The organism is Streptomyces sp. NBC_00647 (assembly GCF_045207245.1).
Lineage (GTDB): Bacteria > Actinomycetota > Actinomycetes > Streptomycetales > Streptomycetaceae > Streptomyces.
Window position 1 is genome coordinate 3973327 of record NZ_CP109040.1, and the last position, 12151, is coordinate 3985477.

Consider the following 12151-nt stretch of genomic DNA (forward strand, 5'->3'; position numbering starts at 1 on the left):
GACTGACACGACCGATCCGTCAGCAACGCCGGAATCGGCCGCTCCACGCTCGTTCCTTTACCTACAAGGGATGCAGATGACCTCCGACCCTCAGCGCGCTCCGATATCGGGCGCGAGACGCGTGGCCCGCATTGCCGTGGCCGCGGGCCTGGTGGCCGCGCTCTCCGCGGCCGGGCCGATACCCATGGCCTTCTCCGCGGACACGGACGCGCCCACGGCCGACCCGGGCACCAAGTCCGCCGCCGCCAAGCTCGGTTCGTCCGACGCCGAACTCCTCACCGAGGCCAAGGCGAACGGCGACAAGAACGTCACCATGATGATCGCCACGGCTCCCGGCCAGACCGAGCAGGTCGCCAAGGAGCTGGACGCGGTCAAGGGCGGCTCGGTGGGCCGCACCTATGACAAGCTCGGCTACGTCCGGGCGACCGTCCCGACGGGCAGGGCGGACTCGGCCATCGCCGCCGCCGCGAAGCTGTCCTCGGTGCACGGGATCGACCTGCGCCAGGAGATCGCGCTGGACGACCCGACCCCGAGCGCCGACACGGCCAAGCACGGGAGCAACACCGCCACGGCCGCCACCTACGCGGGTCCCGGCAAGAAGACCCCCGCCGAGAACCCGTACAACCCGTCCTTCGAGACGGGTGCCGTCGACTTCGTCGACGATCACCCGAAGGCGGACGGCCGGGGCATCACCATCGGCATCCTCGACTCCGGTGTCGACCTGGGCCACCCCGCCCTGCAGAAGACCACCACCGGAGAGCGCAAGATCGTCGACTGGGTCACCTCGACCGACCCGATCCTCGACAGCGACGCCACCTGGCGCCCGATGATCACCCCCGTGGCCGGGCCGACCTTCACGTACAGCGGCAAGACATGGACGGCGCCGGCGGGTTCGTACGAGATCAGCACGTTCCGGGAGTCGGCGACGACGGGCGGCGACGCCGCGGGCGACGCGAACCGCGACGGTGACACCACCGACGCGTGGGGCGTGCTCTACGACCCGGCGGCGGGCACGGTCACCGTCGACCTGAACAACAACAGCGACTTCACCGACGACGCGCCGATGAAGCCGTACAAGGACGGCTTCCAGATCGGCTACTTCGGCACTGACAACCCGGCGACGGATGTCGTCGAGCGGCAGCCGTTCGTCGTGGAGATCCGCAAGGACGTACCGATGGACCCCTACGGCGGGTCCTGGGTCGGCAAGAAGGCCGACTTCGTCAACATCGGCGTCATCGAGTCCGAGCACGGCACCCACGTCGCCGGCATCACCTCGGCGAACGGGCTCTTCGGCGGGAAGATGAACGGCGCCGCCCCCGGCGCGAAGATCGTCTCCTCCCGTGCCTGCACCTGGACCGGCGGCTGCACCAACATCGCGCTCACCGAGGGCATGTTCGACCTCGTCGCCAACCGCGGCGTCGACATCGTCAACATGTCCATCGGCGGTCTGCCGGCGCTCAACGACGGCAACAACGCGCGCGCCGAGCTCTACACGCGTCTCATCGACACCTACGGCGTCCAGCTGGTGATCTCCGCGGGCAACTCCGGCCCCGGTGCGAACACCATCGGTGACCCGGGTCTGGCCGACAAGGTCATCTCGGTCGGCGCGACCATCTCCAAGGAGACCTGGGCCGCCAACTACGGCTCGCAGGTGGAGAAGAAGTACGCGATGCTGCCCTTCTCCTCGCGCGGCCCGCGTGAGGACGGCGGCTTCACGCCGACGCTGAGCGCGCCCGGCGCCTCCATCAACTCCACCCAGACCTGGCTGCCGGGCTCCCCGGTCGCCGAGGCGGGTTACACCCTTCCGGCCGGCTACTCGATGCTCCAGGGCACCTCGATGGCGTCCCCGCAGGCCGCGGGCGCCTCGGCGCTGCTCCTCAGCGCGGCGAAGCAGAAGGGGATCGACCTCACCCCGGCCACCCTGCGCACCGCGCTCACGTCGACCGCCGACCACATCAAGGGCGTTCAGGCGTACGAGGAGGGCGCGGGCCTCATCAACATCGGTGACGCCTGGGACTCCATCAAGGACGGCGCCACCGCTCACGACTACACCGTGAAGGCCCCGGTCGACACCGCGATCGACTTCGCGCTGAAGACGCCGGGCTTCGGCACCGGCCTGTACGACCGCGAGGGCGGCCTCAAGGCCGGCCAGCGCAAGACGTACGACATCACCATCACGCGTACGTCGGGCGAGGACCGGGCGATCCGGCACGAGCTGTACTTCGAGAACAACGCCGCCGACACCTTCCGGATCGTCGGCTCGGACGAGGTCAGGCTCCCGCTGAACCAGCCGGTGACCGTCAAGGTCCAGGCCGCGCCGAAGTCGGCCGGTCTCAAGAGCGCGATCCTCGAGGTCGACGACCCGCGGACCGAGGGCGTCGACAAGCAGATCCTGTCGACCGTCGTGGTCTCGGCCCCCGTCAAGTACACCTACGCGGCGTCGAGTTCGGTGCAGCGCAACAGCACCACCTCGTACTTCGTCACGGTCCCCGAGGGCGCCAAGTCCCTCGAGGTCGCGATCGGCGGGCTGAAGGACAAGAGCCAGACCCGGTTCATCGCGATCCACCCGTACGGCGTCCCGGTCGACAACACCGGTACCCCGTACTGCTACAACAACTACCTCGACGGCAACGGCTGTGCGCCCGGCGTGCGTTCGTACGCGGACCCGCAGCCCGGCGTCTGGGAGATCGAGGTCGAGGCGCGCCGTACGTCGCCGCTGCTCGACAACCCGTACAAGCTCGACGTCGCCGTGCTCGGCGCGGCCTTCGACCCGGCCGTCGTGACCGTCCCCGAGGCCAAGGTCGGCACCCCGGCCACCGCCTCCTGGAAGGTGACGAACAACTTCGCCGCGCTCGACGGCAAGCTGAAGGGCGGCCCGCTCGGTTCGTCGAAGAACGCGCGGCCGACCATCGCCGACGGCGCGACGCAGATCAGCACGGTCGAGGTGCCCGCGGGCGCCGCGTCGCTCGACGTGGTCATCGGCAATGTCTCGGACAACGCCGCCGACCTCGACCTGACGGTGAAGAACGCCGCCGGGACCGTCGTCGGCTCGTCCGCGGACGGCGACTCGGAGGAGGCCGTCTCCATCGCCTCCCCCGCCGCCGGGACGTACACCATCGAAGTCGCGGGCTACTCGGTCCCGTCGGGCTCGACCGCGTACGACTACCAGGACGTGTTCTTCTCGTCCGCGCTCGGCACGGTTTCGGTCGACGACTCCACCCCGGTGAAGCTCGCGACCGGTGCCTCGGCCACGGTGTCCGGTTCGGTCACGGCAGCCGCGGCGGCGCCCGAGGGACGCGAGTTCTTCGGACAGGTCCAGCTGGTGAACGCGCGCGGCACGGTCGCGGGCCTCGGCAGCGTGAAGATCGAGAAGGTCACGCCGTAACGGAGTGGCCCCCGGCCGCGTGAGCGGTCCCGGGGCACGGGGCGGGCGTCCGGAAACGGGCGCCCGCCCTTCGTGTGCCGCCCGGCCCCTTCGCGTGCCGCCCGGCCGTACGGGTGCCTCGTAGCTCAGAGCCCGTACCGTGCCTCGTACCCCGGAGCCCGTACCGCGCCGCGCCTTCCGTCCCGGAGCGCGGGCCGCCTCAGCGCTCGCACCTCATGGCCCGGGCCTCGGGCAACGCCTTGACGATCCAGGCCCGGTCGCGGGCGATGTTCTTCTCCCCCGTCGTCCAGATGTCGGGGGACACCGCGTGCTGCCCGATGCCGACCAGCACCTCGTCGCCCTTGTGCAGCCGCGGATCGACGTACTGGTCCATCAGGAAGGTGACCTCCTTCTCCCCCTTGGCCGGCTTGTAGTAGTGGTACACGTCGAGGGTGATCCGGTCCTGTTCGGTGCCGGGGACCCGGACCACCTCCGTGACCGTGCCCTCCGCGAGGAGCCGGGAGCAGGCGATGTAGCCGGGACCGCTGAGCAGGCTGCCGCCGGCGCCGTTGTCCGCCTTGGCGTCGGAGGCCTGGTCGTTCGCTCCGCCCATCCCGTTGTGCGCGACCAGCCAGCCCATCCCGACGACCATCGAGGCCACCGCGGCCGCCGCCAGGGCACCGACCCCGACCGCGAGGGCGCCGCGGTGCCGGGAGCGCTTCTTCGGGGTGCCCTCCGGACGCCCGTCCCCGGACCTCCGTGACCCTCGGGACCTCCTGGACTTCTGGGCCGCGCGGGCCGGTTCGGCCGTCTTCCCGGAGTCCGCCAGCGCGTCCCCGATGATGACCAGCTGCTCCCGGAGCACGTCCACGTCCTCGCGTGCCGCCCGGTGCTCGGCCATGAACGCGACATCGTCGCGAGCGCCTTCCGGCAGTGAAGCGTCCGTGATCGCGGCCAGCAGCGCGTCCACACCTTCGTACTCGGCCACGTCACACCACCTCGTCCTCGTGCAGGCGGACGCGCAGCGCGCGGACCGCCGTGTGCAGCCTGCTCTTGACCGTGCCCTCGGGTATCCCGAGTTCGTCGGCGATGTCCCGCACGGGAAGGTCCGCGTAGAACCGCAGGACGAGGACCTGGCGCTGGGCGTCAGGCAGTTCGTCCAGCCCCTGGGCGACGGCCAGCGAGAGCACGCTCGATTCCTCGTCGGAGGGCTGCTCCAGCTGACGCAGCGAGGCGAGACGTTCGCCCAGCCGGTCCTGCCGGCGCCTGGCCCGGTGCCAGTCCATCGCGAGGTTCGAGGCGACGACCGCCGCCCAGGCGGACACGTCCCGCGGCGCCTCGTCCCCCTTGGCGGCCCGCTCGAGCAGCCGCAGCCGGACCTGCTGCACCCCGTCCGGCAGGTCAGCCTGCGGTACGCCGCCGAGCGCGAGCACCGCACGCACCCGGCGTTCCTGCGCCGCGTCCAGGGGATCGTCCGCCCCCGGTGCGCGGCGTGGCTTTCTGCGCAGCACAGCCACCCCTCCCCTCCCGCGTTTCCTCTACGACGCCGGTGCGGGCCAAAACGTTCGGCCCGGTTCGAGTCGTACGTCACACCGGGCCCGAAACCATGACGGCGCCCACACCGTACGGCTTGCGGTTCCCTTCCGTCTCCGGGCGATTTCTTCGTACGGGCACGCCCGGCCGCCGCAGGATCGGGCTCGTCCGCGCGCGTCCCGGTGTCCCATCCCTCGAGCGGCGCGGCGAAAGGATTGGACACGCGGACCCGGGTCAGACGCATGATGGAAGCGCTGGACCACGTAGAACGCACGTCAAGGGAGTCGCCGTGAGGGTCGGAATCGTCGGAGCCACCGGTATGGTCGGCACAGCCATGCGCAAGATCCTCGTCGAGCGGGACTTCCCGGTCGAGGAACTGCGTCTGTTCGCCTCGGCCCGTTCGGCCGGGACGGTCGTCGACGGTGTCACGGTGGAGGACGCGTCCACGGCGGACTACTCGGGCCTGGACATCGTGCTGTTCTCGGCGGGCGGCGCCACCTCCAAGGCACTGGCCGAGAAGGTCGCCTCCCAGGGCGCGGTCGTGATCGACAACTCCTCCGCCTGGCGCAAGGACCCCGAGGTACCCCTCGTCGTCTCCGAGGTGAACCCGCACGCGATCGCCGACCGCCCCAAGGGCATCATCGCCAACCCGAACTGCACGACGATGGCCGCGATGCCGGTCCTGAAGCCGCTGCACGAGGAGGCGGGGCTGGAGGCTCTGGTCGTCGCCACCTACCAGGCGGTGTCCGGTTCCGGCGTCGCCGGTGTGGCGGAGCTGCACGGCCAGGCCCTGAAGGTCGTCGCCGACGCGGACAGGCTGACCCACGACGGCGAGGCGGTCGACTTCCCCGAGCCCGCCGTCTACAAGCGCCCCATCGCCTTCAACGTCCTCCCCCTCGCGGGTTCGATCGTCGACGACGGCCTGAACGAGACCGACGAGGAGCAGAAGCTCCGCAACGAGTCCCGCAAGATCCTGGAGATCCCCGCCCTCAAGGTCTCCGGCACCTGCGTCCGGGTCCCGGTCTTCTCCGGTCACTCCCTCCAGGTGAACGCCCGCTTCGCGCGCCCGCTCTCCGCCGAGCGCGCCACCGAGCTCCTCGCGGGCGCCCCGGGTGTCGTCCTCTCCGACATCCCGACCCCGCTCCAGGCCGCCGGCAAGGACGCCTCGTACGTCGGCCGCATCCGGCAGGACGAGACCGCCGAGCACGGCCTCGCGCTCTTCGTCTCCAGCGACAACCTCCGCAAGGGCGCCGCGCTGAACGCGGTCCAGATCGCGGAGCTGGTGGCGGCCGAGCTCAAGGGCTGACATCCGGATCCCACCGGGATCCACCACGCGTCCGCGAGGGGCGGGGCACCGGCCGGTGCCCCGCCCCTCGCGGATTCCGCCGGATGCGGCGCTTCCACGGCGTCTCGGGAGGCGCAAGGGATACCGTCACGTGGTACCCGCGTGACGAAAGCCCGGAGGTCCCCGTGGTCGTCGATACCGTGTGCCGTAGTTGCGGGAAGCCGCTGGCCGGGCGGGCCGGACGCACGGGGCGCAGCTCCTTGTACTGCTCGGCGGCCTGCCGGCAGAAGGCCTACCGGGACCGTCGGACAGCTCCGGCCGACACCGTGCACGGGCTGATCGAGGACATCGGACGGCAGGTCGAGGCGCTGGTGCCGCAGCCGCCGTCCGTCTTCTACTCCGGCGTGAGTGAACTGGCCTCCTCGGTGGGACGGCTGCGCCGCGTCGCCCGGGTGGCCGATGAGTCCGGGAGGACGCGTACGTCTGCATGACCGACACGTACGACCGACACGTACGACCGACTCGTACGGCGGACACCTCAGGAGATCATCATGCTGCTCACCGACAAGACGGCGGTCGTCTACGGCGCCGGCGGATCCATCGGCGGCGCCGTCGCCCGTACCTTCGCCCGTGAAGGGGCCCGCGTGCACCTGGTGGGGCGCACGGGCGAGACGCTGGACGCGGTGGCGAAGGACATCGCGGCGGCCGGCGGACAGGCCGGGACCGCGGTGCTCGACGCCCTGGACGAGACGGCGGTCGACGCGCACATCGCCTCGCTGGACGCCCTCGACATCTCCTTCAACCTCGTCACCCGCGGCGACGTGCAGGGCGTCCCCCTGGTCGACATGGCGGTCGAGGACTTCGTACGGCCCGTCGAGACGGGCGTCCGCACCAACTTCATCACCGCCCGCGCCGCCGCCCGGCGCATGGCCGAGGCGGGCTCCGGTGTGGTGCTCACGCTCAACAGCGGTTCCGCGCACGGAAGTCCGATGATGGGCGGCACCGGACCGGCGGACGCCGCGATCGACACCCTGGTGCGAAATCTGGCGACGGAGCTGGGACCGCGCGGACTGCGGGTCGTGGGCCTGTGGGCGGCCGGGGTGCCCGAGACGCTGACCCGGGAGAAGCTTCTCGCGGTCGACAGCCGCCTGGACCTCGACGACGCGGCCCTTCAGGGGCTGCTCGCGAACCTCGCGGGCATGCGCATGACCCGTCGTAACCCCACCCTGGCCGAGATCGCCGCGACCGCCGCCTTCGTCGCCTCCGACCTGGCGGGCGGCATCACCGGCACCTTCGTCAACGTCACCGGCGGGATGGTCCCCCACTGACTCCGGGGCTGCGCCCCCGCCACCAGCTGCGCGCCCACGGCACGTGGACCCCGCCGGGCGCGGCCCGGACCGCCGCGGAACCGGGGCGCTGCGTGGCGGAGTGGCCGGGGGTCGGTCGGCCGGGTCGGCGCGCCGGCGAGGAGCGTGGGCGGACGCCCGCACGGCAAGCGGTGGTGGAAAGACGAACGGCGGCGGGCGGGAGACCTGTCCGGTCTCCCGCCCGCCGCCGTGGGCGCCGACCGGCAGGTCGGCGCCCCTGAGTTCCCGGACCCGCTGTCCGCGGATCACGCGGTCCCGGACCACGCGTCCGCAGACCGCGCGTCCGTGACCGCCCGGTCACGGACTACGCGCTCACGGACTACGCGCTTGTCGCCTGCGCGTCCGCCGCCTGCGCCTTCAGGGCCCGCTCGACGCCGGAGCGGGACTCCGAGACGAGTCGGCGCAGGGCGGCGCTGGGCTCGGCCGAGGCCAGCCACGCGTCCGTCCCGGCGAGGGTCTCCTGGGCGACCTGGATGCCCGGGTAGAGACCGGTGGCGACCTGCTGCGCGATCTCGTGCGAGCGGGTGTCCCAGATCTCCTTGACCACGGCGAAGTACTTGTCCGTGTACGGGGCGAGCAGCTCACGCTGGTCGGTCTGGACGAAGCCCGCGATCACCGCTTCCTGCACGGCGTTCGGGAGCTTGTCGGACTCGACGACCGAGGCCCACGCCTCCGCCTTGGCCTCCTCCGAGGGGCGGGCCGCACGGGCCGTGGCCGCGTGCCGCTCACCGGCGGCCGTCTTGTCGCGCTCGTACTCGGCGGCGATCTCCGCCTCGTCGAAGCGTCCGACGGCCGCGAGCCGCTGCACGAACGCCCAGCGCAGCTCGGTGTCGACGGCGAGACCCTCGATGGTCTCGCGGCCTTCGAGCAGCGCCTCCAGGAGGTCCAGCTGCTCCGGCGTGCGCGCGGTCGCCGCGAAGGCGCGCGCCCAGGCCAGCTGGTGGTCGCCGCCGGCCTCGGCCGAGCGCAGGTGGGCGAGCGTCGCGTCCGTCCAGCGGGTCAGCAGCGCCTCGCGGGCGGTCGGGTCGGCGTACAGCTCGATCGCCAGCTTCACCTGCCGGTGCAGCGACTGCACGACACCGATGTCGGACTCCTTGCCGATGCCGGACAGCACCAGCGCGAGGTAGTCGCGGGTGGCGAGTTCGGCGTCGCGGGTCATGTCCCAGGCCGAGGCCCAGCACAGGGCGCGCGGGAGGGAGGACTCGAAGTCGCCGAGGTGCTCGGTGACGAAGGCCAGCGAGTCCTCGTCGAGGCGGACCTTGGCGTACGACAGGTCGTCGTCGTTGAGCAGGACCACGTCGGGGCGGCGCCTGCCGACGAGCTGCGGTACGGCGGTCAGCTCCCCGTCCACGTCCAGCTCCAGGCGCTCGTCACGGACGAGCTTGCCGCTGCCGCCCTCGTCGAGGTCGTACAGGCCGACCGCGATGCGGTGCGGACGCAGCGTCGGCTCGCCCTGCGCGCCGGCGGGCAGCGCAGGGGCCTCCTGGCGGATGGCGAAGGAGGTGATGACGCCGTCGGCGTCGGTCTCGATCTCCGGGCGCAGGATGTTGATCCCGGCGGTCTGGAGCCACTTCTGCGACCAGGTGCCGAGGTCGCGGCCGGAGGTCTGCTCCAGGGCGCCGAGCAGGTCGGACAGCCGCGTGTTGCCGAAGGCGTGGGCCTTGAAGTAGGCCTGGACGCCGCTGAAGAACTCGTCCATGCCGACGTAGGCGACGAGCTGCTTGAGGACGGAGGCGCCCTTGGCGTACGTGATGCCGTCGAAGTTGACGAGCACGTCGTCGAGGTCGCGGATCTCGGCCATGATCGGGTGGGTGGAGGGCAGCTGGTCCTGCCGGTAGGCCCACGTCTTCATGGAGTTGGCGAAGGTGGTCCAGGAGTGCGGCCACCGGCTGTCGGGGTGGTAGGCCTGGCAGGCGATGGAGGTGTAGGTGGCGAACGACTCGTTCAGCCAGAGGTCGTTCCACCACTCCATCGTCACGAGGTCGCCGAACCACATGTGGGCCAGCTCGTGCAGGATCGTCTCGGCGCGCAGCTCGTACGCGGCGTCGGTGACCTTGGAGCGGAAGACGTACTGGTCGCGGATGGTGACCGCGCCCGCGTTCTCCATCGCGCCCGCGTTGAACTCGGGAACGAAGAGCTGGTCGTACTTCTCGAACGGGTACGCGTAGTCGAACTTCTCCTGGAACCAGTCGAAGCCCTGCCGGGTGACCTCGAAGATCGCGTCCGAGTCGAGGAACTCGGCGAGCGAGGGACGGCAGTAGATGCCCAGCGGCACCGACTGCCCGTCCTTCTCGTACACGCTGTGCACGGAGTGGTACGGGCCGACGATCAGCGCGGTGATGTACGTCGAGATCCGCGGCGTCGGCTCGAAGACCCAGACGTCGTCCTTGGGCTCCGGGGTCGGCGAGTTGGAGATGACCGTCCAGCCGGACGGCGCCTTCACGGTGAACTGGAAGGTGGCCTTCAGGTCGGGCTGCTCGAAGGACGCGAAGACGCGGCGCGCGTCCGGCACCTCGAACTGGGTGTACAGGTACGCCTGCTGGTCGACGGGGTCGACGAACCGGTGCAGGCCCTCACCCGTGTTGGTGTACGCGCAGTCCGCCACGACGCGGACGATGTTGCGTCCCGCCAGGAGACCGGGCAGCGCGATCCGCGAATCCTTGAAGACCTCGGCCGGGTCGAGCGGGTCGCCGTTGAGGGTGACTTCGTGGACGGCCGGGGCCACCAGGTCGATGAAGGACTCCGCGCCGGTCTCGGCGGAGTCGAAGCGCACCGTGGTCACGGACCGGTAGGTGCCGCCCTCCTGCGCGCCGGAGAGGTCGAGATCGACCTCGTACGAGTCAACGGTGAGCAGCTTCGCGCGCTGCTGCGCCTCTTCGCGGGTCAGGTTTGTGCCAGGCACGCGGTCATCTCCTCGTTATGTGTGGGTTGCGCCATCCTTCCACGGGACCCGCACGGAACGCGATGTCCGTTTCCCGCCGGTGCCGGGCACGCGCGGGCGCGAGCCTGGACGTATGACGACGTACACCGCACACCCCATCGGCCCGGCCGCCCTGAAGGAACTCCGCGACACCGACGACGCGGGCCGTCCGCTCGCCCCGCTGACCGACGAGGAGGGCGGTGCCCCGCTGCGCTGCTGCCTTCGCCGCAGCGAGCCCGGCGAGCGCATCGCCCTGGTCTCCTACGCGCCGCTGCGCCGCTGGGCCGCGGGCACGGGCGCCGAACCGGGCGCGTACGACGAGCAGGGGCCGGTCTTCATCCACGCGGACGCGTGCGCGGGCCCGGCCGGGGACGAGCTCCCCTTCGCGAACGCCCACCGCACGGTGCGCCGCTACTCGGCCGAGGGGCACATCCTGGGCGGACGGCTGGTATCCACGGCGGACGCGTTCGACGAGGCCTTCACGGCGGCGTTCACCGACCCGGAGGTGGCACTGGTCCATGTGCGGGCGGTGGAGTACGGCTGCTTCCTGTACGAGGTACGCCGGGGCTAGTTCCGGTACGAGGGGCAGCGGGGCCGTCCCGGTACGGGATACGGCGGGGCCGGGGGTTCCGCTCCGGCCGGGGCGGAACCGGCCGGCTCCCGGACGAGCGGGGCCCGGGGCGCCCCGGCCGGCTCCCGGACGAGCGGGGCGGAGCCGGCGGCGGCAGGGAGGGGCACCGCGGCCGCCGGACGGACTCTCAGCTGGCCGAACACCGTGGCGCCGAACGCCAGTGCCATGCCCGCCACCTGCACCGGTGTCAGCGCCTGCCCCAGTGCCGCCCAGCCGATGACCGCCGCGGTCAGTGGCGAGAGCGGGCCGAGGAACGTGACCTGGGTGGCGGTGAGCCGGCCGATGCCCCGGAACCAGAGCCAGTACGCCACCGCCGTGTTCGCCAGCGCGAGGTACAGGTAACCGCCGATCGCCCGGCCGTCCAGCGCGGGCGGCGCGCCCTCGGCCACCAGGGCGACCGGCGCGATCAGCAGTCCGCCGGCCGTCAACTGCCAGGCGGTCAGCGCCAGTGGGCCGATTCCGTCCGGCCGCCCCCACCGCTTGGTGAGCACGGTGCCGGTGGACATCGACGCGGTGGAGGCGAGGGCCGCGAGAACACCCACGGGGTCGAGCGCGCCCGCCGCCTTCAGGACGACGAGGCTGACGCCGAGGGCCGCCGCGACGCCGGTGAGGAGCGTCCGCAGGGTCGGCCGGTCGCCGAGAAACAGCAAGGAGAGGCCCGCCACGAACAGCGGACCGGTCGACCCGACCACGGCCGCCATTCCGCCGGGCAGCCGGTACGCCGAGAGGAACAGCAGCGGGAAGAACGCGCCGATGTTCAGCGCGCCCAGCACGGCCGCCTTCCCCCACCAGACGCCGCGCGGCAGCACCCGCGCGAGCGCGAGGAGCAGCAGCCCCGCGGGCAGGGCGCGCAGCACGGCCGTGAACAGCGGCCGGTCGGGCGGGAGGAACTCGGTGGTGACGGCATAGGTGCTGCCCCAGGAGACGGGGGCGAGCGCGGTGAGGGCTATGAGGGCGGAGCGGTTCGCGTCCACGGGACACCCGGTTTCGAGGAGACCGGCGGATGAGGGCCGGCGGGAGAGGGATCGACGGCAGGAACACGGCGGAAGCA

At 71.7% G+C, this 12151-nt stretch carries 9 protein-coding genes; 5 read left to right on the top strand and 4 right to left on the bottom strand.

What is annotated here, in order from left to right; all coding sequences use genetic code 11:
- Positions 1-76 precede the first annotated feature (76 nt).
- On the top strand, positions 77-3385 hold the full coding sequence (locus OG788_RS17415; RefSeq protein WP_406371851.1) for a S8 family serine peptidase: 3309 nt from the start codon (positions 77-79) through the stop codon (positions 3383-3385).
- 199 nt (positions 3386-3584) lie between these two features.
- Here the strand turns inward: OG788_RS17415 and OG788_RS17420 are convergent, their stop codons facing one another.
- Together OG788_RS17420 and OG788_RS17425 are read right to left on the bottom strand one after the other, a co-directional pair.
- Positions 3585-4352, bottom strand: a complete 768-nt coding sequence (locus OG788_RS17420) for a hypothetical protein (protein WP_406371853.1) — start codon at positions 4350-4352, stop codon at positions 3585-3587.
- A gap of 1 nt (position 4353) precedes the next feature.
- On the bottom strand, positions 4354-4881 hold the full coding sequence (locus OG788_RS17425) for a sigma-70 family RNA polymerase sigma factor (protein ID WP_266758790.1): 528 nt from the start codon (positions 4879-4881) through the stop codon (positions 4354-4356).
- Between the two features lie 305 nt (positions 4882-5186).
- Between OG788_RS17425 and OG788_RS17430 the strand changes: the two genes are divergently transcribed.
- The 3 genes from OG788_RS17430 (at position 5187) to OG788_RS17440 (ending at position 7510) form a co-directional block, all read left to right on the top strand.
- A complete protein-coding gene (locus OG788_RS17430) occupies positions 5187-6203 on the top strand; it encodes an aspartate-semialdehyde dehydrogenase (RefSeq protein ID WP_351548119.1) in 1017 nt (338 codons plus the stop codon).
- 164 nt (positions 6204-6367) lie between these two features.
- The gene (locus tag OG788_RS17435; RefSeq protein WP_406371855.1) at positions 6368-6673 is read left to right on the top strand and encodes a hypothetical protein; all 306 of its coding nucleotides are present in this window, start codon (positions 6368-6370) and stop codon (positions 6671-6673) included.
- 60 nt (positions 6674-6733) lie between these two features.
- Complete coding sequence (locus OG788_RS17440) at positions 6734-7510, top strand: SDR family NAD(P)-dependent oxidoreductase (protein WP_406371857.1); 777 nt, start codon at positions 6734-6736, stop codon at positions 7508-7510.
- Positions 7511-7868: 358 nt separating this feature from the next.
- Here OG788_RS17440 and pepN read toward each other — a convergent pair whose 3' ends face one another.
- Positions 7869-10451, bottom strand: coding sequence for an aminopeptidase N (pepN, locus tag OG788_RS17445; protein ID WP_351546983.1), 2583 nt, complete (start codon positions 10449-10451; stop codon positions 7869-7871).
- A gap of 112 nt (positions 10452-10563) precedes the next feature.
- On the opposite strand from pepN, the gene OG788_RS17450 reads away from it, so the two are divergent.
- On the top strand, positions 10564-11040 hold the full coding sequence (locus OG788_RS17450) for a DUF1203 domain-containing protein (RefSeq protein ID WP_406371859.1): 477 nt from the start codon (positions 10564-10566) through the stop codon (positions 11038-11040).
- On the opposite strand, the gene OG788_RS17455 is transcribed toward OG788_RS17450, so the two are convergent.
- A complete protein-coding gene (locus tag OG788_RS17455) occupies positions 11037-12074 on the bottom strand; it encodes an EamA family transporter (protein ID WP_406371861.1) in 1038 nt (345 codons plus the stop codon). The genes OG788_RS17450 and OG788_RS17455 overlap by 4 nt on opposite strands.
- Positions 12075-12151: the final 77 nt, after the last annotated feature.

Coding starts and splice junctions, on each gene's coding strand:
- OG788_RS17415 (WP_406371851.1), top strand. CDS start 77: ATGACCTCCGACCCTCAGCGCGCTCCGATATCGGGCGCGAGACGCGTG.
- OG788_RS17440 (WP_406371857.1), top strand. CDS start 6,734: ATGCTGCTCACCGACAAGACGGCGGTCGTCTACGGCGCCGGCGGATCC.
- OG788_RS17450 (WP_406371859.1), top strand. CDS start 10,564: ATGACGACGTACACCGCACACCCCATCGGCCCGGCCGCCCTGAAGGAA.